This window comes from Paracoccus actinidiae (assembly GCF_030863885.1).
GTDB classification, from domain to species: domain Bacteria; phylum Pseudomonadota; class Alphaproteobacteria; order Rhodobacterales; family Rhodobacteraceae; genus Paracoccus; species Paracoccus everestensis.
This window is the reverse complement of record NZ_CP132956.1, coordinates 79,383-101,179: the sequence shown is the minus strand read 5'-3', so window position 1 is coordinate 101,179 and position 21,797 is coordinate 79,383. Positions and strand designations below refer to the sequence as shown.

At 67.8% G+C, this 21,797-nt stretch carries 24 protein-coding genes; 12 read left to right on the top strand and 12 right to left on the bottom strand.

The window, feature by feature from the left end:
• Positions 1-44: 44 nt before the first annotated feature.
• Positions 45-1,064 (bottom strand): MBL fold metallo-hydrolase, encoded by a 1,020-nt coding sequence (locus Q5701_RS00530; RefSeq protein WP_306755483.1) that lies wholly within the window; start codon positions 1,062-1,064, stop codon positions 45-47.
• Complete coding sequence (locus Q5701_RS00525) at positions 1,064-2,761, bottom strand: acyl-CoA dehydrogenase family protein (protein ID WP_306753239.1); 1,698 nt, start codon at positions 2,759-2,761, stop codon at positions 1,064-1,066. The genes Q5701_RS00530 and Q5701_RS00525 overlap by 1 nt, the downstream gene beginning before the upstream one ends.
• A gap of 115 nt (positions 2,762-2,876) precedes the next feature.
• Here Q5701_RS00525 and Q5701_RS00520 point away from each other — a divergent pair, with 115 nt between their 5' ends.
• Positions 2,877-3,821 (top strand): L-threonylcarbamoyladenylate synthase, encoded by a 945-nt coding sequence (locus tag Q5701_RS00520; protein ID WP_373568596.1) that lies wholly within the window; start codon positions 2,877-2,879, stop codon positions 3,819-3,821.
• Between the two features lie 75 nt (positions 3,822-3,896).
• Here Q5701_RS00520 and Q5701_RS00515 read toward each other — a convergent pair whose 3' ends face one another.
• Positions 3,897-5,324, bottom strand: a complete 1,428-nt coding sequence (locus tag Q5701_RS00515) for a Glu/Leu/Phe/Val family dehydrogenase (RefSeq protein ID WP_306753237.1) — start codon at positions 5,322-5,324, stop codon at positions 3,897-3,899.
• 234 nt (positions 5,325-5,558) lie between these two features.
• Here Q5701_RS00515 and Q5701_RS00510 point away from each other — a divergent pair, with 234 nt between their 5' ends.
• The 4 genes from Q5701_RS00510 to Q5701_RS00495 all read left to right on the top strand — a co-directional run bounded on the left by Q5701_RS00510 (position 5,559) and on the right by Q5701_RS00495 (position 7,371).
• Positions 5,559-6,212, top strand: a complete 654-nt coding sequence (locus Q5701_RS00510) for a TetR/AcrR family transcriptional regulator (protein ID WP_306753236.1) — start codon at positions 5,559-5,561, stop codon at positions 6,210-6,212.
• Between the two features lie 95 nt (positions 6,213-6,307).
• Positions 6,308-6,667 (top strand): hypothetical protein, encoded by a 360-nt coding sequence (locus tag Q5701_RS00505; RefSeq protein ID WP_234854947.1) that lies wholly within the window; start codon positions 6,308-6,310, stop codon positions 6,665-6,667.
• Positions 6,668-6,672: 5 nt separating this feature from the next.
• Positions 6,673-6,960, top strand: coding sequence for an I78 family peptidase inhibitor (locus Q5701_RS00500; RefSeq protein ID WP_306753235.1), 288 nt, complete (start codon positions 6,673-6,675; stop codon positions 6,958-6,960).
• Between the two features lie 78 nt (positions 6,961-7,038).
• Positions 7,039-7,371, top strand: a complete 333-nt coding sequence (locus Q5701_RS00495) for a DUF2794 domain-containing protein (RefSeq protein WP_234855733.1) — start codon at positions 7,039-7,041, stop codon at positions 7,369-7,371.
• On the opposite strand, the gene hrpB is transcribed toward Q5701_RS00495, so the two are convergent.
• Complete coding sequence (hrpB, locus tag Q5701_RS00490; RefSeq protein WP_306753234.1) at positions 7,368-9,827, bottom strand: ATP-dependent helicase HrpB; 2,460 nt, start codon at positions 9,825-9,827, stop codon at positions 7,368-7,370. The two genes, Q5701_RS00495 and hrpB, sit on opposite strands and share 4 nt — an antisense overlap.
• A 112-nt stretch (positions 9,828-9,939) precedes the next feature.
• Here hrpB and Q5701_RS00485 point away from each other — a divergent pair, with 112 nt between their 5' ends.
• Genes Q5701_RS00485 through Q5701_RS00475 form a run of 3 tightly spaced genes read left to right on the top strand, consistent with a single transcriptional unit; the run spans position 9,940 to position 13,225 of the window.
• Complete coding sequence (locus Q5701_RS00485; RefSeq protein ID WP_306753233.1) at positions 9,940-11,307, top strand: YcjX family GTP-binding protein; 1,368 nt, start codon at positions 9,940-9,942, stop codon at positions 11,305-11,307.
• Positions 11,304-12,359 (top strand): YcjF family protein, encoded by a 1,056-nt coding sequence (locus Q5701_RS00480; RefSeq protein WP_306753232.1) that lies wholly within the window; start codon positions 11,304-11,306, stop codon positions 12,357-12,359. The genes Q5701_RS00485 and Q5701_RS00480 overlap by 4 nt, the downstream gene beginning before the upstream one ends.
• A gap of 29 nt (positions 12,360-12,388) precedes the next feature.
• Entirely contained in the window at positions 12,389-13,225 is an 837-nt protein-coding gene (locus Q5701_RS00475; protein WP_306753231.1) for a glucosamine kinase nucleotide-binding domain-containing protein, read from the top strand.
• A 108-nt stretch (positions 13,226-13,333) separates the two neighbouring features.
• Here the strand turns inward: Q5701_RS00475 and ilvD are convergent, their stop codons facing one another.
• The 6 genes from ilvD to Q5701_RS00445 all read right to left on the bottom strand — a co-directional run bounded on the left by ilvD (position 13,334) and on the right by Q5701_RS00445 (position 18,361).
• The gene (gene ilvD, locus Q5701_RS00470; RefSeq protein WP_234854941.1) at positions 13,334-15,172 is read right to left on the bottom strand and encodes a dihydroxy-acid dehydratase; all 1,839 of its coding nucleotides are present in this window, start codon (positions 15,170-15,172) and stop codon (positions 13,334-13,336) included.
• Positions 15,173-15,265: 93 nt separating this feature from the next.
• Complete coding sequence (locus Q5701_RS00465; RefSeq protein ID WP_234855732.1) at positions 15,266-15,580, bottom strand: DMT family transporter; 315 nt, start codon at positions 15,578-15,580, stop codon at positions 15,266-15,268.
• A 104-nt stretch (positions 15,581-15,684) separates the two neighbouring features.
• Entirely contained in the window at positions 15,685-16,170 is a 486-nt protein-coding gene (locus Q5701_RS00460; protein ID WP_306753230.1) for a pyridoxamine 5'-phosphate oxidase family protein, read from the bottom strand.
• Between the two features lie 59 nt (positions 16,171-16,229).
• The gene (locus tag Q5701_RS00455; RefSeq protein ID WP_306753229.1) at positions 16,230-17,429 is read right to left on the bottom strand and encodes a UbiH/UbiF family hydroxylase; all 1,200 of its coding nucleotides are present in this window, start codon (positions 17,427-17,429) and stop codon (positions 16,230-16,232) included.
• A gap of 9 nt (positions 17,430-17,438) precedes the next feature.
• Positions 17,439-17,624: a hypothetical protein gene (locus Q5701_RS00450; RefSeq protein ID WP_234854938.1), complete on the bottom strand. Its 186-nt coding sequence runs from the start codon at positions 17,622-17,624 to the stop codon at positions 17,439-17,441.
• Between the two features lie 44 nt (positions 17,625-17,668).
• Positions 17,669-18,361, bottom strand: a complete 693-nt coding sequence (locus tag Q5701_RS00445; protein WP_306753228.1) for a pyrimidine 5'-nucleotidase — start codon at positions 18,359-18,361, stop codon at positions 17,669-17,671.
• Between the two features lie 64 nt (positions 18,362-18,425).
• Between Q5701_RS00445 and Q5701_RS00440 the strand changes: the two genes are divergently transcribed.
• The 3 genes from Q5701_RS00440 to Q5701_RS00430 are packed head-to-tail and all read left to right on the top strand — an operon-like array spanning position 18,426 to position 20,342.
• Positions 18,426-19,052 carry a GntR family transcriptional regulator gene (locus Q5701_RS00440; RefSeq protein ID WP_306753227.1) on the top strand — a complete coding sequence of 209 codons (627 nt, stop codon included), beginning with the start codon at positions 18,426-18,428 and terminating at the stop codon, positions 19,050-19,052.
• A 55-nt stretch (positions 19,053-19,107) separates the two neighbouring features.
• Positions 19,108-19,692 carry a DNA-3-methyladenine glycosylase family protein gene (locus tag Q5701_RS00435; RefSeq protein ID WP_306755482.1) on the top strand — a complete coding sequence of 195 codons (585 nt, stop codon included), beginning with the start codon at positions 19,108-19,110 and terminating at the stop codon, positions 19,690-19,692.
• Complete coding sequence (locus Q5701_RS00430; RefSeq protein ID WP_306753226.1) at positions 19,689-20,342, top strand: alpha/beta hydrolase; 654 nt, start codon at positions 19,689-19,691, stop codon at positions 20,340-20,342. The genes Q5701_RS00435 and Q5701_RS00430 overlap by 4 nt, the downstream gene beginning before the upstream one ends.
• Here the strand turns inward: Q5701_RS00430 and Q5701_RS00425 are convergent, their stop codons facing one another.
• On the bottom strand, positions 20,343-20,768 hold the full coding sequence (locus Q5701_RS00425; protein ID WP_373568595.1) for a VOC family protein: 426 nt from the start codon (positions 20,766-20,768) through the stop codon (positions 20,343-20,345). It abuts the gene before it with no gap.
• A gap of 180 nt (positions 20,769-20,948) precedes the next feature.
• Here Q5701_RS00425 and Q5701_RS00420 point away from each other — a divergent pair, with 180 nt between their 5' ends.
• Complete coding sequence (locus Q5701_RS00420) at positions 20,949-21,548, top strand: HNH endonuclease (RefSeq protein WP_306753225.1); 600 nt, start codon at positions 20,949-20,951, stop codon at positions 21,546-21,548.
• A 4-nt stretch (positions 21,549-21,552) separates the two neighbouring features.
• On the opposite strand, the gene Q5701_RS00415 is transcribed toward Q5701_RS00420, so the two are convergent.
• Entirely contained in the window at positions 21,553-21,726 is a 174-nt protein-coding gene (locus Q5701_RS00415) for a hypothetical protein (RefSeq protein ID WP_306753224.1), read from the bottom strand.
• Between the last annotated feature and the right edge of the window lie 71 nt (positions 21,727-21,797).

Here is a 21,797-nt window from a genome sequence, read left to right as displayed (position 1 = left end):
TTCTGTTCCCGTTGCCAAGGCGATAACGGATCCCGCCCGCCCTGTCACGCCCCCCACAGCAGGGCGCCGTCACTCTCGCCCGCCTGTGTCACGATGCCTTGCCTGCGCAGGTGATTCACATGGGCCACGGCCTCGACCAGGGCCAGGCCGAATTCGCCCGCGCCGATGCGCCGCTTGAACAGGATGTCGAAGCAGCCGACCGCCGTCCGCGGTTCGTCTCGCAGGGCGGCGGTCATGCGGTCAAGCGCGCCGTGGTGGTTGTCGATCAACTGCCGCAGCCGCGTGGGCAGGCCGGTGAAGGGCAGCTTGTGGCCCGGCAGAACCAGATGCCGGGTTTCCGCCAGACCCAGCATCCGCTGACAGCTTTCCAGCCATTCGCCCACCGGATCGGCCTCCGGCTCCGTGGCATAGACCCCCAGGTTCGGAGAGATCGAGGGCAGCAACTGGTCGCCCCCGATCACCAGGTCGTCATCGAGCGACCAGAAGGTCGCGTGGCAGGGCGCGTGTCCGTGCCCCATGGCAACGGACCAGCGGCGGCCCCCAAAGCTGACGGGCTGGCCGTCCGTCAGCCGCACGAATCCCAGCGGCAGCGGATGAACCACATCGGCAAAGCTGAACGGCCGCTCTGCCGCGCGCCGCTCCAGCAGGTCGGCGGGCATTCCCGCACGGCGCCAGAAAGACAGCGATTCGGGGGATGCGCGGTCCTGCCGATCCAGGACCAGCATCCGCGCGGTCAGCCAGGCGGTGCGGCTCATCATCAGGTCCGCGCCGTCGCGGGCCATGAACCAGCCCGCCATCCCGATATGGTCGGGGTGGTGATGGGTGCCGATCACGCGCCGGACAGGGCGCCCGGCCAGCGGTCCGACCAGCAGCGTGTCCCAAAGGTCGCGGCAGGCGGGCGTGTCAAAGCCGGTATCCACCAGCGTCCAGCCGTCGCCGTCCTCCAGCGCATAGACATTGACGTGATCCAGCGCCATCGGCAGCGGCAGGCGCATCCACAACACGCCGGGCGCGACCGTTACCGCCTTTCCGGGCGCGGGCGGCGTGTCGAACGGATAGGCGATCACGCCGCAAAATCGCCGGCAAGGGCGGCGTCGCTGATGCCGGCCAAGTCGTCCAGGCCCGCCACCGCCTCGGCCAGATCGGCGGCATGGCGCGGAAGAACGCGGGCCATGAAGACGCAAGCCAGGGCCTTGTGCGATTCGCTCCCCGCCTGGGCCGCGCGCAGGTGGTAAAGCCCGCCCAGAACCCGCGCAAAGGCCGTCAGATAGGGCACGGCGCCTGCAAAGCGTTCGGGAAGGCCGCGGTCCAGCAGCGCATGGGTCGCCTCGCGCAGGGTTTCGGATGCCTGCCACACCTGGTTTGCCATCTGCGGGTGATCGGCTTGGGCCGCCTTGGCGCCGTCCGCGATCTCGTCCAGCAGGCGCAGGGCGGCGTCGCCTCCGTCCGACAGCTTGCGCCCCACCAGATCCATCGCCTGGATGCCGTTCGTGCCTTCATAGATCGGCGTGATCCGCACGTCGCGCAGGTACTGGGCCGCGCCGGTTTCCTCGACATAGCCCATGCCGCCATGGACCTGCACGCCGATATCGGCGACGCGGCAGCCGACATCCGTGCCATAGGCCTTGGCAATCGGCGTCAGAAAGGCCGCGCGGGCGGCGTGGACGGCGTCACCTGTGGCGCGTTCAAGGTCGATCACGGTGGCGCAGGCCAGCCCGATGGCGCGGGCGGCAAAGACCTCGGCCCGGGCGGTCGCCAGCATCCGGCGCACGTCGGGATGCGCGATGATCGGTCCCATCTGGTTGCGGTCCACCGCATAGGCCACCGCCTGCTGCAACGCAGCCTCGGCCACGCCCACGCCCTGCATTCCCACGCCAAGGCGGGCCACGTTCATCATCGTGAACATCGCGGCCATACCCTTGTGGTCGCCGCCCACCATCCAGCCGGTCGCACCCTCGAAGCTCATCACGCAGGTGGGGCTGCCGTGGATGCCCAGCTTTTCCTCGAGGCTCACGACCTTGAGGCTGTTGGCGACCCCCGGCCGACCGTCGGCATCGGGGATCAGCTTCGGCACCATGAACAGGCTGATGCCCCGGGTTCCCTTGGGCGCATCGGGCAGGCGGGCCAGCACCAGGTGACAGACGTTTTCGGTCACGTCGCTGTCGCCCCAGGTGATATAGATCTTCTGGCCCGTCACGCGATAGGTGCCATCGCCTTGCGGTTCCGCCTTGGTCACAAGCGCGCCCACGTCGCTGCCCGCGCCCGGTTCGGTCAGGTTCATCGTCCCCGACCATTCGCCGGAAATCAGCTTGGGCAGATAAAGCGCCTTCAGATCGTCGCTGGCGTGATGTTCCAGCGCCTCGATCTGGCCCTGGGTCAGCAGCGGGTTCAGTTGCAAGGCCAGGCAGGCGCCCGACATCATCTCGGCCACCGCCATGTTCAGCGCCTGCGGCAGGCCCATGCCGCCGTGTTCGGGGTTCGCCGCAAGCCCGATCCAGCCGCCCTCGGCAATGGCGCGGAACCCTTCGGCATAGCCGGGCGAGGATCGGACCCGCCCGTTTTCCAGCACCGCCGGGTGTTCGTCGCCCGCGCGGTTCAGGGGCGCCAGCACGTTGGTCGCCAGCTTGCCCGCCTCGGCCAGGATGGCGGATGCGGTTTCAGCCGTGGCTTCGGCAAAGCGGTCGGTCCGGGACAGGTCGGAAAACGGCACAACATGGTTCAGGATAAAGTCGATCTGCGCGACCGGCGCCTTGTAGCTCATCTGGTCCCCCTCCCATGGGCGCCTTGGCAATCGGCCCCGGCGCGATTATTCAGATTGGCGTCGCGGGCATCTTAGGGGGCTTGGGGCAAGGCTCAACCAAAACCCGGCGTCACGGATGCAGACCGAAAGATTGTTGCCAGACCAGATGGGCATGGCCCGAGCGGCGATCCTGCTGGCAGGGGGCGAGGTCGTGGCGATCCCGACCGAGACGGTTTATGGCCTGGCAGGCGATGCACGCAATGGCGAGGCGGTCGCGCGGATCTACCAGGCCAAGGGGCGGCCCAGCTTCAACCCGCTGATCGTCCATGTCCCGGATATGGAAACGGCGCGGACCATCGCCCACATGACGCCCCACGCCGAGCGGCTGGCCCAAGCCTTCTGGCCGGGGGCGCTGACGCTGGTTCTGCCGCTGCGCGAAGGGTCCGGCATCGCGTCCCTGGTCACGGCAGGGCTGTCAACAGTCGCATTGCGCGTGCCCGCCCATCCGGTCGCCCAGGCCCTGTTGCGCCTGACAGGCCCGCTGGCCGCGCCCTCGGCCAATGCCTCGGGCCGGATCAGCCCGACCAGCGCCGCCCATGTGCTGGATCCCGACGGCGGCCTTGATGGACGGATCGCCGCCGTCCTTGATGCCGGTCCCTGCCCGGTGGGCCTTGAATCCACCATCGTCGGCTGGTCCGGCGACCGCGTCACCCTGCTGCGCCCCGGCGGCATCCCGTCCGAGGCGATAGCCGACGTGATGGGCCATCTGGACAACCACCACGCCAACCCAGCCGCCCCGAATGCGCCAGGGCAACTGACCAGCCACTATGCCCCGCAGGCCGCGCTGCGCCTGAACGTGACCCGTCCCGCATCCGGCGAAACCCATGTCGCCTTTGGCGCCCCTGGCCCTTTCACATTGTCGGAAACCGGCGACCTGGCCCAGGCCGCCGCCCGCCTGTTCGACACCCTGCGCCGCGCCGACCGCGCAGGCCGTCCCATCGCCGTCGCCCCGATCCCGGACCACGGCCTTGGCGTCGCGATCAACGACCGCTTGCGCCGCGCCGCCGCGCCCCGCGGTTAAGCCTCTTTCTTCTTCAAGAAATATCCCGGGGGGAGCCGCCGTAACGGCGGCGGGGGGCAGCGCCCCCCTGCCCGGTCACAACCCCAGCGATCCGTAGACGTTCGAGATCCGCCGGATCGCCACGACATAGCCCGCAGTGCGCATGTCATCGACCTTGGGGTTCGACATCCACACCTCCTTCATCTTCTTGAAGGCCTCGCGCATCGTGTCGTCCAGCCCCGACCGCACCAGATCCAGTTCGTCCGCGCCGTGCAGGAACGAATCCTTGAACCCCGCCGCCAGCTTGAAGTTCGTGCCCGTGTCCGCCGAGATCCGTTCCAGTTCCTCGACCAGCATCCGGGACCGGGCTTCCTCGTGCCTGCGTTCCAGGCGGCCCAGGCTGATCTGCGACAGGTTCTTGACCCATTCAAAATAGCTGACCGTGACGCCGCCCGCATTGGCATACATATCGGGAATAATCACGATGCCCTTGCGCTTCAGGATCTCGTCGGCGTCGGCGGTGACGGGGCCGTTCGCGGCCTCGATGATCAGCTTGCAATTGATCCTTTCGGCGTTCCCGGCATGGATCACGCTTTCCACAGCCGCCGGGATCAGGATGTCGCACTCATCCTCCAGCGCGCCCAGGCCGTTTTCCCGATAATCGCCGCCGACAAAGCCCTTGATGCCCCCGGTTGCGCGGATATGGCCGCGCAGCGCGTCGATGTTGATGCCCTGGGGGTTGCGGATCGCGCCGTCGCGTTCGATCACGCAGGTGATCAGGGCCTTGTCCTCGGCCGACAGGAACTGCGCCGCGTGATAGCCCACGTTGCCCAGGCCCTGCACGATCACCCGCTTGCCCGCAAGCCCGCCTTCCAGGCCGGCCCTTTTCATCACGTCGTCATGGCGGAAGAACTCGCGCAGCGCGTATTGCACGCCGCGGCCCGTGGCCTCGACCCGGCCGTCGATGCCGCCCGCATGGCGCGGCTTGCCGGTGACGCAGGCCTTGGCGTTGATGTCGTCGGGATGCAGCCTTTTATAGGCATCGGCCATCCAGGCCATCTCGCGTTCACCGGTGCCCATGTCGGGCGCGGGCACGTTCTGGGATGGGGAGATCAGGTTCCTGCGCGACAGTTCATAGGTGAAGCGGCGGGTGATGCGTTCCAGCTCATCCTCGTTCCAGGCGCGCGGGTCGATGCACAATCCGCCCTTCGATCCGCCGAACGGCACCTCGACCAGGGCGCATTTATAGGTCATCAGCGCGGCCAGCGCCTCGACCTCGTCCTGGTTCACGTCCAGCGAATAGCGGATGCCGCCCTTCACGGGTTCCATATGTTCGGAATGGACCGAGCGATAGCCGGTGAAGGTATGGATCTGCCCGCGCAGCCGGACGCCGAATCGAACGGTATAGGTCGAATTGCAGACGCGGATCTTTTCTTCCAGGCCCGGCTGCAAGTCCATCAGGCCGGCGGCATGGGTGAACATCCGCTCGACCGATGCGCGGAAGGATGTGTGGGGGATCGTCATCAACAGCTCCTGAATATCGGCGGCGGTTTCTTGCGCTGACAGACCAAAGGCTATGCCAGCGCGCCAAGGGGTGCCAAGCGCAAACTGAACAAAAACAAGGCATCTCTCCCCAACCGGCCCCGATGCCGCAGGGCCGGACGCACAACCGCAGCGCCCGTCCTCAGGTCTGACAGACATTCAGGAGTTGAATCTGCCGCGGCTGGTGATAGAAAATCCCCATATGGGAATTAAAAGATGGCCAAGTCCCAATCGGTTAGTCCGGGTCGCAAATTCGACCAGGTGGTTCGCGGGGCGGCCGCGATTTTCCTGCGCGACGGTTTTGCCGGGGCCAGCGTCGATGACATCGCCCGTGCCGCCCGGGTGTCCAAGGCGACGCTCTACAGTTATTTCCCCGACAAGTCCCGTATGTTCCAGGAAGCGATGCGGACGGAAACGATGCGCCTGGACGGCAGCTTCGCGCTGGACATCCCTGCCGATCTGGATCCCGGGCAAGCCATCCCGATGATCATGGCCCGGATCGCCGAATGGCTGGCCGATCCGGCCCATGCCAGCCTGTGCCGGGTCCATCTGGCCGAGGCGCCGCGCTTTGCCGGCCTGTCCGCCCGCTTTCACGCCAAGGTGGCCCGGATCCTGCAAGACGCCGTCAGGCCGCATCTGGACCGCTGGGTCGCCGCTGGACAGTTGTGCCTGGATGACACCGGCATCGCGGCCCGGCAGGTGATCGCCCTGTCCGGCTCGGGCCTGATGGATCGCCTGCTGCTGGGCCGGGGAAACATTCCCGCGGATGCCGGCATCCAGGCAGCCGCCGACCTGTTCCTGCGCGCCGCCCTGCCCCCCCCAACGGCGCGGCCCGCGCCCCGGCACCGCCGGCCGATGATGCAATCGTGAGGGGCGCTGCGCCTTCTCAAGCCAGGGCGGGCATTGTATCATCGGCCCCATGAACCCCGCGACAGACGGGCACCCCGAGGGAAAACAGTTTTATCATGAAGACGACGACCACCCTGCTGCCGCTGATTGCCGCCGCCCTGGTTTCAGGATGCATGGCCCCGGCCCCCGCGCCGATGCCCATCCCGGAACCCGCGCCCGTGGCCTATGTCCCGCCTGCGCCCCAGCCCGTGCTTGGCGTTGCAGGCCTGACCGAACGCAAGCCTGACCTGTGCGGCGCGAACAAGAACCACGCCTCGGCCGTGGGCCAGCCGGGCAGCGTGATCCCGACCCTGGGCATCACCAAGGATTACCGCGTGGTCGAATATCGCGGGATCGAGCCGCAGGAATACGATCCCAACCGGATCGTCTTCCGCCTGGATGCCGCGGGCATCATCACCAATGTCGATTGCGGATGAACATCATGAACGCCAGAATCCTTGCCCTTGGACTGACGGCAGCCACCCTGCTGGCCGCTTGCGAGCCGATGCCCGCCGAACCCCTGCCGCCGGTCGAGGCGCCGGACGATTGCCGCGCCTCGGCCTATCAGGGGCTGGTGGGCCAGCCGGTCACGGTGCTTGCCGCCATGACCTTTCCCATCGGCACGCGCCAGATCGGACCCGACGATGCGGTGACATCCGACTTCCGCCCCGACCGGCTGAACATCGAATACGGCCGCGCGAACCGGATCGAGAGGGTCAGCTGTTATTGACCCCGCAGGGGGGCGGCAGGCCAGCCGCCCCTTTTCCGCATTGCCATGCCATTTGCCCGGTGTCACCATCCTGTCATGATGAATGCCGGCCCGCCGTTTCCCGCCGATCCTGACCGCGTCGTCTTTGACCGGGCGGAACTGTCGCTGATCCTGTCGGTCTATGGCCGCTTTGTCGCAGCGGGCGAATGGCGCGACTATGCCATGTCCTTCCTGCGCGACGCGGCGGTCTTCAGCGTCTTCCGCCGCGCCGCCGAACATCCCCTGTACCGCATCGAGAAACGCCCCCGGCTGCGCACGGCCCAGGGTGCCTATGCCGTGATCGGCATGGACGGGCGCATCCTGAAACGCGGCCATGACCTGGCCCAGGTTTTGCGGGTGCTGGACAAGGCCCTGATCCGCGCCGTCGATTAGGTGCCGCGCGGCTTGGCCCGCGTGGTGGGATCGGCCTCGCGCGGATCCTCGGGCCAGGGGTGGCGGGGATAGCGGCCGCGCATGTCCTTTCGGACATCGGCATAGGACGCGGCCCAGAAGCCCGGCAGGTCGGTGGTGACCTGCACGGGCTTGCCGCCCGGCGACAGCAGGCTGATCCGCAGGGGACGGTTGCCCACGACCGGATGGCGCGTCAGGCCGAACAGTTCCTGCAACCTGACCTCGATGGAGGGCTGTTCATGGTCATAGTCGATGGGCACCCGGCGGCCCAGAGGGGTCGTGAAATGCGCCGGAACCTCTTGGTCCAGCCGTTGCTGGCCGTCCCAGCCGATCCGGGCCTTCAACGGCTCGACCAGATCCAGCCCGCGCAGGTCGGCCAGCGAGCGGGCGCGGCCCAGCCAGGGCAGCAGCCAGCCGCCATCGGCCAGCAGGGTGGCATCATCTATCGGCCCCAGGTCCGGCAGCAGCGCAATCCGCGCGCGGAACCGGGCGGCGGCAGGCGTCCAGGGCAGCCCGTTCAGCCGCAGGCCTTCAAGCGCGGCCCGGGCGACGGCATCGTCCGGCGCATCCGGCCAAGGCCGATTGGACAGGACCAATGCCCCAAGCCGCTCCTGGACCCGCGCCAGAACCCGGCCGTCGCGCCGCGACCATTCGCAAAGTTCCACGGCCTCGGCCCTGTCGCCATGCAGGGCGCGCATCGTGCCCTCGTCCAGGCGGGCAGCCATGCGGATCCGCGCCTCTCGCTGGTCTCCATCCAGATCGACGGCCACGATCAGCCGTTGCCCGGCGATCGGATCACCCGCGTCCAGCACCGCCCCCTTGCCGCCCGAAAGGACAAAGCGCGGCTCGTCGCCCTTGCGCCGCAGCCCGATCCGGTCGGGATAGGCCAACGAGACGGCGCCTCCCGGTTCTTCTTCACGAAAATATCCTCGGGGGGTGTGGGGGGCAGACAGCCCCCCACCATCGCGGGACGCAATAACCCGCCGCAGCCGGGCAGCCTCGTCGCGGATCTGCTGGATCACCGCCCGGTTCGCCTCGTAAGGATGGCGCGCCGCAAAGCCCTTGGGATCGCGCACCGCCGCCAACCGCAGCGCCAGATCGGCGGGCGCGCCGCGCAGGGGATCGCGGTTCGACAGCAACGCGGCGATCTCCGCCGCATCCTCCCCCGCCCGCAGCAGCATATGCCCCAGCCGCGGATGCAGCGGCAGCCGAGCCACGGCGCGACCGTGATCGGTGATGCGGCCCGCCTCATCCAAGGCCTCGAGCCCCTGCAACAAGGCCCGCGCCTCGGCCAGGGCGCCCTCGGGCGGGGGTGTCAGAAAGGCAAGATCCCCCGGCGCGGCCCCCCAGGCGGCCAGTTCCAGGGCAAGGCCCGCCAGATCGGCCACGGCGATTTCGGGCGGGGCGAATGCGGGCAGCGCGCCTTCCTCGGCCTGCGCCCACATCCGATAGCAGATGCCCGGGGCCACGCGGCCAGCGCGGCCCCGGCGCTGATCGGCCTCGGCCCGGCTGACGCGTTCGGTAACCAGCCGCGACATGCCCGAACCTGGATCGAACCGCGCCCGCCGCGCGCGCCCCGTATCGACGACCACGCGAACCGCCGGAATGGTCAGCGAGGTTTCGGCAATCGCCGTCGCCAGCACGATCCGCCGCCGCGATCCCGGTTGTGCCAAGGCTGCCCGCTGTTCGGCAGGCTTCAGCGCACCATAAAGCGGCAAGACCTCGCACCCGTCGCCAAGCCGCGCCATCACGCGCCGGATCTCGCCCTCGCCCGGCAGAAAGGCCAGGATCGTGCCGCCGGTGCCGCGCGTCTCGGCCTCTGCCCCCGCGATCAGCCGCGCGGCCTCATCGACCAGCCGCGCGCCTGCGGGTAAGGGGCGGGCCAGCCAGCGGGTTTCGACCGGAAACGCGCGGCCTTCGGACCGGATCACCGGCGCATTGTCCAAAAGCGCCGCCACGGGTTCCGCGTCCAGCGTGGCCGACATCACCAGCACCGCCAGATCCTCGCGCAGCGCGCCCTTGGCCTCCCAGACAAGGGCCAGGCCCAGGTCGGCGTTCAGGCTGCGTTCGTGGAATTCGTCGAAGATCACGCAGCCGATGCCGCCCAGGCCGGGATCGGACTGGATCATCCGCGTCAGAATGCCTTCGGTCACGACCTCGATCCGGCTGCCCGCGACGCTTTCTCCGCGCATCCGGTATCCGACGCGCCCGCCCACGGACTCGCCCAGTTGCTCGGCCAGCCGTTCCGCCGCGGCCCGCGCCGCCAGCCGCCTTGGCTCCAGCATGACGATCCGTCCCGCAACCTGGTCCAGCAACGCCAAGGGCACGCGCGTCGTCTTGCCCGCGCCCGGCGGGGCGACCAGAACGGCGCGGCCATGCGCACGCAGCGCCTGGCACAGCGCGGGCAAAACATCGTCGATAGGCAACCGATCCAGCATCCCCGCGTTATGTCGCAACGGCGGGCCAAGCGGAACCCCGGCCCGCCGCCCTAGGCAAACCCGCCGCCGGGGCCTATCTTCCCGCAAAGACGACAAGAAACAGGCAGGCGGCATGGGTATCGGCAGCACAGTGATGGCGGGCATCGGCCTGGGCGATCCGGTGATCCGGCTGGGCGTGACAGGCCTGTCGCGGGCGGGCAAGACGGTTTTCATCACATCCCTTGTCGCGAACCTGATGGACCGGGGGCGGATGCACGCCCTGCGGGCCGCGGCCGATGGCAGCCTCAAGGCGGCCTGGCTGCAGCCCCAGCCTGACGACACCATTCCCCGGTTCGACGTGGAACGCCACCTGGCCGCCCTCACCGGCCCCGCTCCGCACTGGCCCGAGGGGACGCGCCATGTCAGCCAGTTGCGCTTGTCGCTGCGCCTGGACGCCAGGGGCCTTCTAGGCGGGCTGACCGGCCCGCGCACCCTGCACCTGGATATCGTGGATTATCCGGGCGAGTGGCTGCTGGACCTGCGCCTGATGGAACGGGATTTCTCCGAATGGTCGGCCGAGGTCCTGGACCGCATGACCGGGCGCCCCGGTGCCGCCGATTACCACGCTGCCCTGGCTGGCATCGATACCGACCGCTTCGATGAACCGACGGCGCAGTCTTTGGCCCAGGCCTATACCGCCCATCTGCACGCCGCGCGCGAGGCGGGCTGGTCCGACTGCACGCCCGGCCGCTTCCTGATCCCCGGGGAAATGGAGGGGTCGCCCGCCTTGACCTTTGCCCCCCTGCCCGCGTCCTTTGCCGAGGGGCGCTTGCACAAGGAATTCCGCCGCCGCTTCGATGCCTACAAGTCGCGGGTCGTGAAACCCTTTTTCCGCGAACATTTCGCCCGCATCGACCGGCAGGTGGTGCTGGTGGACGTGCTGGGCGCCATCCACCAGGGGCCAAGGGCCGTCGAGGATATGCGCCGCGCCATGGCCGACATCCTGACGGCCTTCCGGCCAGGGCGCGCGGGCTGGCTGGCGCAGCTTCTGGGCACCCGGCGCGTCGAACGCATCCTGTTCGCCGCCACCAAGGCCGACCACCTGCACCATGTCCAGCACAACCGCCTGACCGCGATCCTGTCGGCCATGCTGCGCGAAGCCCGCGACCGCGCCGATTTTTCCGGCGCAAGGACGGAAGCCATGTCCATCGCTGCCCTGCGCGCCACGACCGAGGATGTGATCCGCCAGGACGGACAGGAACTGCCCGCCGTTCGGGGCCGACTGATGGATGGGCGGCAGGCGGCGTTCTATCCGGGCGAGTTGCCCGCCGATCCGGCGGCGCTGCTGCATCCTGCCCGCGACGGGGCGGACCGCTGGCTGGACGGCGATTACGCCATCATGAACTTTGCCCCCGCCCCCATGACCGCGCGTCCCGGCGACGGCCCGCCGCATATCCGGCTGGATCGCGCCGCGGACTTCCTGATCGGAGACAGGTTGTGAGCGATACCCCCCGCCGTGGCCCCGTGCTGATCGAACTGGACGCGCCCGTCCCCGAAGCCCGCACCGCCCCCGCGTCCGAGGCGCGGGACGACACGCAGAACCCCGCCGACGCACCGCCCATTGATGCGGCAGATCCCCTGTTGCCCCGGCCCCGCACGATGGAGATGGTGACTCGGCTGGTGGGCCGTCCCCCCTCGCGCCTTACGCGGTTCTTCATCAATTCGGGCGTGGCCCTGTTCACCTTTCTTCTGTCCATTGCTGCGTTGAATTTCATCAACAACCTGCTGACCCGCTATCCGGTGTTGGGCTGGATCGGGGTGGTGTTGTTTGCGCTGTTCACGCTGGCAGCCCTTGGCATGGCTTGGCGCGAATACCGGGCCTGGGCGCGGTTCGCGCGCATCGACGCGATCCAGCGTCAGGCGGGCGCGGCCCTGGCCGATGACAGCATGGACAAGGCCCGCGCGGTCGCGGATGGCCTGCTGGCGCTGTATCGCGACCGCCCGGAACTGGAATGGAACCGCAAGCGGCTGGGGGACAACCGGGGCGACGCCTTTGACGCGCGCACCCTGCTGACGATGGCTGAAACCGAATTGCTGGCCGGGCTGGACCAGGACGCCCGCCGGGAAATCGAGGCTGCTGCCCGCACCGTGGCCACCGCCACCGCGCTGATCCCGCTGGCCCTGGCCGATGTGGCCGCAGCCCTGGCCGCGAACCTGCGGATGATCCGGCGCATGGCCGAGATCTATGGCGGCCGCGCGGGCGCCGTGGGCGGCTGGCGTCTGGCGCGCACGGTCATCACGCATCTGGTCGCGACCGGCGCCGTCGCCGCAGGCGACGACCTGATCGAGACGGTGGCCGGGGGCGGGATCCTCTCCAAGGTGTCGCGCCGCTTTGGCGAAGGCGTGGTGAACGGCGCGCTGACCGCCCGCGTGGGCATCGCCGCGATGGAGGTTTGCCGCCCCCTGCCCTTTATCGCCCAGCCCCGACCCAAGGTCGGAAACCTGGTCACGCGCGGCTTGCGCGGCTTGTTCGGGTCGGACGAACGGGGCTAGAACATCCCCAGGGCAAGGGGGGCAAGCGGATGACGTTCTTTCTGGGAATCGACGGCGGCGGCACGGGATGCCGCGCGGCCTTGGCGGATGCGGACGGCCTGATCATTGGTCAGGGTCAGGGCGGGCCTGCCAATATCAACACCGATGTCGAAGGTGCCGCGGTCAATATCCTGGCCGCCACGGCCCAGGCCCTGGAGGGCACCGGCGCTGATCCCCGCGACCTGATTGCCACGCTGGGCCTCGCCGGGGGAACAATAACCGCCGCCATCGACCGGCTGGTGCTGTTGTTGCCCTTTGCCCGGATACAGATCGTCAACGACGCAGTGACTGCCGCGCGCGGCGCCCTGGGGGCGCAGGACGGCATCCTGGCTGCGATGGGCACCGGATCGGTCTTTGCCGCGCAGCGCGGCGGCGATCTGCGTCAGGTCGGCGGACGTGGCTTCGTGATGGGGGACGAAGGGTCCGGGGCCGTGCTGGGCCGGGCGCTTTTGTCCATGGCGATGCGGGCCGAGGACGGGTTCGCCGACATGACCCCCCTGCTGCAAGAAATCCTCGAGGAGTTCGGCGGGATCGAGGGGATCATCCGCTTCGGCAATGGCGCCCGCCCTGTGGACTTTGCCGAACTGGCCCCGCGCATCGTCGGGTCGGACGATCCGGCGGCGCGGCAGGTCTTCGACGCCGCCCTGGGGGATGTGCGCCACATCCTGAGCGTGCTTCAAGGGGATGCTCCGCTTCCGGTGGTGTTCGTCGGCGGGCTTGGCCCGGCTTATGCGGCGCGGTTGCCGGACTGGCCGCAACGGCCCGCGCTTGGGTCGGGCGTCGATGGCGCGCTGCTGATGGCGCGGCAGATGGCCGGGGCGGCATGACTGGTCCTGCCCCGACCGCAATGGACGGCTTCTGACCGGCCACGTGGTTACAGGCAGGCGGACGTGAGGATCCGGCCCTGCGGTCTGTCTGATCGCAGGGCCAGCGGCTTATTCGGGGATGACGCGCACCGCGCCGCGCGACGCGCTGGTGGTCAAGGCAGCATAGGCGCGCAACGCGGTGGAAACCTGGCGCTGGCGCGGCTTGGCGGGCTTCCAGCCTTCCGCATCACGCTTGGCCCGGCGTGCGGCCAGGGTCGCATCGTCCACATCCAGATGGATTACCCGGTTCGGAATGTCGATGCGGATCATGTCGCCCTGTTCGACCAGGCCGATGGTGCCGCCCTCGGCCGCCTCGGGCGAGACATGGCCGATCGACAAGCCGGACGATCCGCCCGAAAAGCGCCCGTCGGTGACAAGCGCGCAGGCCTTGCCCAGGCCCTTGGACTTCAAATAGCTGGTCGGATACAGCATTTCCTGCATCCCCGGCCCGCCGCGCGGACCTTCATAGCGGATCAGCACGACCTCGCCCGGCTTCACCTTGCCGGTCAGGATGGCGCTGACGCTGTCGTCCTGGCTTTCAAAGATATGGGCCGGCCCCTCGAACTTCAGGATGGATTCGTCCACGCCCGCCGTTTTCACGATGCAGCCATCCTCGGCCAGGTTGCCATACAGCACGGCCAGCCCGCCATCCTGACTGAACGCATGGTCCGCCGTGCGGATCACGCCCCCCTTGCGGTCGGTATCGACGGAATCGTAACGGCGGTCCTGCGAAAACGCGACCTGCGTGGGCACCCCGCCCGGCGCGGCGCGGTAGAAGTCGTGGACGGATGCCGCATCGGTGCGCATCACGTCCCAGCGGTCCAATGCCTCGGCCAGAGAACCTGCATGGACGCTGCCCGCCTGCCTGTGCAGCAGGCCGGCGCGGTCCAGTTCGCCCAGGATGCCCATGATGCCGCCCGCGCGGTGGACATCCTCCATATGCACGTCGTCCTTGGCGGGGGCGACCTTGCACAGGACCGGCACGCGGCGCGACAGGCGGTCGATGTCGGACATGGTGAAGTCGATGCCGCCTTCGTGTGCCGCGGCCAGCAGGTGCAGCACCGTATTGGTGGACCCGCCCATCGCGATGTCCAGCGTCATCGCATTCTCGAACGCCTCGAACGAGGCAATGGCGCGCGGCAGCACGCTGGCATCGTCCCCTTCGTAGTAACGCCGGGCCAGATCGACGATCAGGTGCCCGGCCTCGACGAACAGGCGCTTGCGCTCGGCATGGGTCGCCAGCGTAGATCCGTTGCCGGGCAGCGCGAGGCCAAGCGCCTCGGTCAGGCAGTTCATCGAATTGGCGGTGAACATGCCGGAACAGGATCCGCAGGTCGGGCAGGCAGACCGTTCGATGGTTTCCACATCGGCGTCCGACACCGTGTCGTCGGCGGCGGCCACCATGGCATCAACCAGATCAAGCGCCTTGACGCGGCCGTCTTCCAGAACGACCTTGCCAGCCTCCATCGGGCCGCCCGAAACGAAAACCACGGGGATGTTCAGGCGCAGCGCGGCCATCAGCATCCCCGGCGTGATCTTGTCGCAATTGCTGATGCAGACCATCGCGTCGGCGCAATGGGCGTTGACCATGTATTCGACGGAATCCGCAATGATTTCGCGCGAAGGCAGCGAATACAGCATCCCGTCATGGCCCATGGCAATGCCGTCATCGACCGCGATGGTGTTGAATTCCTTGGCGATGCCGCCCGCGGCCTCGACCTCTCGGGCGACAAGTTGGCCCAGATCCTTCAGGTGGACATGGCCCGGCACGAACTGGGTGAAGCTGTTGACGATGGCGATGATCGGCTTGCCGAAGTCGCTGTCCTTTACCCCGGTCGCCCGCCACAGGCCGCGCGCGCCCGCCATGTTGCGGCCGTGGGTGGTGGTGCGGGAACGATAGGCGGGCATGGCTTGAGTCTCCTTTGGCTGGCAGGCGTTCTAGCACCGTTGAGGACGGAAGGAAATTGCCGAATGCCTGCGTTTTCGGTTCGTTTCCGTATGTCAGGATGCCAGTTTCATCGTGACGATGCCCGCAACGATCAATCCTGCGGCAATCAGGCGCGCTGTGGTCACCGGCTCTCCGAACAGCACGATCCCGAAAAGAAAGGCGCCCACGGCCCCGATCCCGACCCAGACGGTATAGGACGTGCCCAGCGGCAGCGTCCGCATCGCGACCGCCAGCAGCCAGAAAGACGCGATCATGCTGACCAGCATGACAGCGGTGGGAAAGATGCGGGTAAAACCGGCCGATTGCTTCATCGCCGTTGCCCAGACGATTTCCAGAAAACCGGCAAGAACAAGATAGACCCAAGCCATGACGAACCTCATGCTGGCCGGGTCGTCCCGGCGTTCCGGCCCATCGCGGGGAGGTCGTCCTCTGCCCGGAAAGATAGGACCGCCGGCCCTGGGGTCAAGGCCCGTCAGTCCAGCCGGTCCACCTTGGCGTTCTCGACCAGTTCCGACTTGGTCCCGACCAGCCGGTCGGCCAGCATCTTCGCCCCGGTGATCAGCAGGTTGCTGCCGTCCCACAATTCCGCCGCGACAGGCGTGACGGCGATGACGCGCAGGTCGGGGTTATCAGGCGATTTGAAAAAGGTCTCGTCACTGAAACGCCAGACATCGCGCGCCTTTTCGGGATCGTGGCGCACCTCGGCCGTGCCGTTGATCACAACGTAATCGTTGGCCCGTTCGTCCGAAAAGGCCAGCGAGACATTGGGGTTCGCCTGAATCTGGTCCAGCTTGCAGCCCTGGATGTCGGACAGGATATAGATCGCGCCCTCGTCCCGGCGCACGCGGGCATAGACCGGGCGGACCCGCTGGCCGTCGCCGTCGCGGGTCACGAACATGCACGGGTCCAGCTTGTCGGCCATGGTCCAGATGCGATCGGTCACGTCGGGATCGGTCATGGTTTCCTCCGGGATCTGCAAAGACGGCAAACGCCAGGAGGGCTGCGTTGTTCCGCCGCTCAGCGCATCCCCAAGCCCGCGCGCATCATCAGCCGGCGCACCGGCGCGATGCCATACAGCCCGCCAAGCGCCGCCGCGCGCAGGTCGCGCAAGGGACGGATGCTGGCTTGGCTGGCGCGGTTCAGCGCGTCGATGCCCAGCAGGCGGGCATAGGCCTCGGGGCGGCGGGCGCGGTCATAGGCAGCCAGGCCGGCGGGATCGCCGGGTTCGTCGCCTGACAGGTCCAGCAGGGCGGACAGGTCGGCCAGGCTCATGTTCAGCCCTTGCGCGCCGATGGGGGGGACGACGTGGGCAGCCTCGGCGATCAGGGCCGTGCGGGGGCCGGTGAAACGGTCGGCGATCTGGCTGATAATCGGCCATTGCGTCAGGCGGGTGGCCAGCGTCAGGTGCCCCAATACGCCTGCGGACCGGGCGTTCAGTTCCACCTCGAAGGCGTCGGGCGGCAGGGCGGCAAGGCGCGCCACCTCTCGGCCGTTTTCCATCCAGACGATGGCCGAACAGGGCTTGCCGTCGCGATCGGGCAGCGGGACCAGCGTGAACGGCCCCCCGGATCGGTGAACCTCGGTCGAGATATTCTTGTGCGGCTGTTCATGCGTGACGGCAAAGGCCAGGGCCTTCTGGCCATATCGAAAGGTCCGCACCCCGATGCCAAGCGCCTGGCGGACCGGGGAATCGCGCCCGTCGGCGCCCACCAGCAGCCGTGACCGGACGCGGCGCCCGTCGGTCAGGGTGACGATCGCGCCTTCGTCGCGGGCCAGAACACCCGCCGTGCCGGTGCCGGACTGAAAGCGGACATTCGCCATCTCGGCCAGCCGGGCGGAGATTTCCCGCCGCAAAAGCCAGTTGGGCAGGTTCCAGCCAAAGGGCTGGTCGCCGATCTCGGACGCGTTGAAATCGCGGGTCAACCGGGCGACAGGCAGTGCCCCGCCCGCATCGACGATGCGCATGACCTGCAAGGGCGTGGCATGGGGCAGCAGGCGGTCCCACAGGCCGATCCGGCGCAGCAGGGCGACCGACGGGGCCAGGAATGCCGTGGTGCGCAGGTCGGCCCCCTCGGATCCTTCCTCCGTGACAGGCGGGGCGGGATCGACGCAAAGCGTCGAAAACCCCTGCGCGCCGAATGCGGCAGCCGTGATCAATCCGGCGATGCCGCCGCCCGACACAAGGATGTCGATCCGTTCAAGGTCGCCTGCGATCATATGCCGCGCCTAGTTTCCGGCCGTGAACATCAGCATGACGGTGAAAACGACCACGGTCAGGACCAGTCCCAGCAGTCCGAGGACCGGCAGGCCGAACAGGACGACGGCCAGAACGGCAATCGCGACAACGACCAGAAGAAGGGCAAGGATGCGGAAAGTCAGGCGATTTCCGCTTTTGTCGGCAGTATGGGTCATGGGAAGCCTATCGGATTGCGCGTCCGGTTCCCATTGTGGCCCAATCAGCGGCCAAGGGCAATCTGGCGCAGGAAGGCCGTCAGGTCGTGGATGTGATGATCCACATGGGCGGGAACCTCGCCCGCCATCGGATCCGGCCCGTGACGCCCCGGCCCGACCAGGATCGTGCGCATCCCCAGTTCATGCGGGACGGCCAGGTTGCGGGGGTCATCCTCGAAGAAGGCCGCGCGGGTGGGGTCGATCCCGGCATAGCCGATGACGGCCTCGAAGGCGTCGCGCATGGGCTTTGGATGGAAATGCGTTTCCGCGATTCCATAGATCGCCTCGAACAGGGGCGCGGGCACGGGGTCGTCCACCAGTCCCAGGCCCCGCGCCCGCAGCACCTTTACCGCATAGGCAGCGTCGGCATTGGTATGGATCAGCTTGCGCCCCGGCAGCGCGGCAATGGCGGCGGCCAGATCGGGCGCGGGCAGCAGGGGCGCGAAGTCGATGTCGTGGACATCGTCCAGATAGGCGATGGGGTCGATGGCGTGTTCCGCCATCAGCCCGGCCAGCGTCGTCCCGTGCCGCATCCACCAGTCGCGCCGCATCTGGTCGGCGGCGTCGCGTTCGACCGCCAGGGTGCGCATGACGTAATCCGTCATCCGCTGTTCGATCTGCGGGAACAGCGCCATGTCCGGCGGATAAAGCGTGTTGTCCAGATCGAAGATCCAGGTATCGACAAGGGTGAAATCCATGCCTGCTGCCTAGCCCGGCAACGGCGCGCTTGCAATCGGCCCGCTCGCGGCCAATCGTGCGGCCATGAAAGACGCATATTCCCTGATCCTGACGGCAATCGAATCCGGCACCTATCGCCCCGGCGACCGGCTGGTGGAATCGGAACTGGCCGAACGCTTCGGCGTCAGCCGCACCCCTGTCCGAGAGGCCTTGCAGCGGCTGGAAACGCAACAAATGCTGGTCCGCGACGGTCGCAGCCTGATCGTCGCATCCCTGGATCACAACCAGTTGGCCGAACTTTATACCGTCCGTGCCGAACTCGAGGCCCTGGCCGCCCGCCTGGCCGCCCGCCACGCCACCCCCGAGGAGGTGCGCGTCCTGGCCCAGATGGTCACCGACGACCAGAAGGCCGTCGGCAATCCCGAGGCCCTGGCCCGCGCCAACAAGCGGTTCCACCACCAGATCCACCTGGCGTCCCACAACCGCTATCTGGTCCAGCAGCTTGACCTGGTGCATCGGTCCATGGCGCTCATGGCGCGCACCTCGCTGGCCGCCGAAGGGCGCAGCGAAACCGCCCTTGCCGAACACAAGCGCATCGTCGATGCCATCGCGGCAGGCGACGGGGCGGCGGCGGACAAGGCGCTGCGCCAACATATCTCGATGGCATGGGAAACGCGGCTGAAGCTGGAGGCCGCGGCGGATCGTGACTGACGCCCCCCGTTGCGGGCCGCGCCTGATCCAGTCCGATGACGACCTGGCCCAGGGCATGGCCCATCTGGTCGCGGTCTGCCCCGTCTGGGCGCGGGTCGCGCCAGATCTGGGCCGGCTGCCGCTGCTGCGGCGCGCGGATGGTTTCGAAGCCTTGGCCGATGCCGTGGTGGGGCAACTGATCTCGACCTCGGCCGCTGCCGCGATCTCGGCGCGGTTGACGGCGGCGGGGCTGATGACGCCCGAGGCGATCCTTGCCGCGCCCGAGGAAGCCTTGCGTGCGGCGGGCCTGTCGCGCCCCAAGGTCCGCTATCTGAAGGGGATCGCCGGTGCCGGGCTGGACTGGGACGCCTTGCGCGCGATGTCTGACGATCAGGCCATCGCCACCCTGACCGCGCTGCCCGGCATCGGGGCATGGACGGCCGAGATCTATCTGAAGATGGCGCTTGGCCGGGCCGATGTCTTTGCGGCGGGCGATCTTGCCCTGCAAGAGGCCGCGCGGATGATGTATGGCCTGGATGCCCGCCCCACGGCGGCCGGCCTTCGGCGCATGGCGGAACCTTGGCGGCCCTGGCGCGCGGTTGCGGCCCGTGGCCTCTGGGCCTATTACCTGCGTGCCAAAGGCCGCGAGGGAATCCGATGACCGTTCTGAAATCCGCCCGCAAGGGTCCGTCCAAGGCCGATGCGGTCGTGGTCTTCCTGCATGGCTATGGCGCCGACGGGGCCGACCTGCTGGGCCTGGCCGATCCCCTGTCGCCGCATCTGCCGGGCGTGGCCTTTCATGCGCCCGACGCCCCCGAACGCAGCATCAACAACCCTTTCGGTTTCCAGTGGTTTCCCATCCCCTGGCTGGACGGATCAACCGAAGCCCAGGCCAAGGAGGCGATGGGCCGGTCCATCGCCCTGCTGAACGCCTGGCTGGACAAGGTTCTGGCGGACGAGGGGCTGACGGCGGACCGGATGGTCGTGGTGGGCTTTTCCCAGGGCACAATGATGGCGCTGCACGTTCTGCCGCGCCGGGATGAAGCGGTTGCCGGGATCATCGGATTTTCGGGCCGGCTGCTGGTCCCCGAGTTGCTGGCGGCCGAGGCGACGGTCAAGCCGCCGGTCCTGCTGCTGCATGGCGACCAGGATCCGATGGTGCCGTTCCAGGACATGACGCTTGCCGGGGAGGCGCTGGAACAGGCGGGCTTTGCCGTTTATGGCCATGTGATGAAGGGCACCGGGCACGGGATTTCGCCCGACGGGCTGTCGGTGGCGCTGAGTTTCCTCAGGGACCGGCTGGGCAAGTAGTCAGGCCCAGATGGCCGGATCGGCCAGTTCGATGGAATTGCCCGCCGGATCGCGGACATAGATCGACCGGGCGCCGTTCGGCCAATGGAAATCAGCCTCGATGGCGATGCCTTGCGCGGTCAGGTGGTCGCGCCAGGCGTCCAGTCGGTCGGGCGCGACAGCCAGACAGAAATGGCCCGGCCCCCGCGCGCCGTGCGGGGGGACGGGCAGCCTTGCCTCCGGCCTTGGCGGCTGTTCGGTGGCGGCGGGATCGAACACCAGCAACACCTGCGACTGCCCGACGCGGAAAAACACATGGCGTCCCGGCACGGCCTGGAACGGCTGCAACCCCATCACGTCGCGCCAGAAGACCATGGCCGCATCCAGGTCGCCCGCATAAAGCGCGGATTCAAGCGTGCCCAGCACCGGCGGCGTCATTTTGGTCATGCCTGCAGCCTGCCAAGGACAAAGGCGGGCGGCAACTGTCACGGACCTGTCACCCATGCGGACTACCCATCAGGCAGAATAGATCCGGGGGCTTGCCAGATGCCTGACGCGATATATAGTCGGGCTGAAGGATCTGACGGGGCGCCCCCGGCCACCCATGGGGGCAGGCGGGAAGGCAATATGCTGGATCAGCGACATCAGACGGATTTCCGAACCCATTTCGTGCGCGAGCCTGCAAGCCTGCGCCACTATCCCGCATTGGTGCTGAACGCGGATTACCGGCCCCTATCCTATTACCCGCTGTCCTTGTGGCCCTGGCAAGAGGCGATCAAGGCCGCTTTCCTGGACCGCGTGGACATCATCGCCGAATACGAGGAGGTGGTGCGAAGTCAGCGCCAGGCATTCCGCCTGCCCTCGGTGGTGGTCTTGAAAGATTACGTCAAACCCCAGAAGCGCGTAGCATTTACGCGCTTCAATCTTTTCCTGCGCGACGAATTCTGCTGCCAATATTGCGGGCACAAGGGCGACCTGACATTCGACCATGTCGTGCCCCGGTCGCGCGGCGGCGTCACAAGCTGGGACAACGTGGTTGCGGCCTGTTCCCCCTGCAACCTGCGCAAGGCCAACCGCAGCCTGCGCCATTCGGGGATGAGCCTGCGCCGCAAGCCCCACCAGCCCTCACCCGAGGAAATGCACGCGGCGGGCAGGCGTTTTCCGCCGAATCACCTGCATGACAGCTGGATGGATTTCCTGTATTGGGACGCCGAACTAGAAAGCTGACCGGTCAGGCGTCGTGATCGTGCCGGTTGCCCTGGGCCAGGTGCAGCAGCGCCGCAGCCGAGAGGGCGATCAGCGCCAGCGCCACCACCGGAACACCCGCCGCGAAGGACGCCCACAGCGTCAGGGCGGCCACAAGGATGACTGCGGCGATCAGGAACAGGAAATGCGGCAAGGGCATGGCGTTTGTCTCCTTGCCCCCAATATGGGGCGCAAAGAGTTACTTGAAAAGACGACCGTGAAAATCTGTCG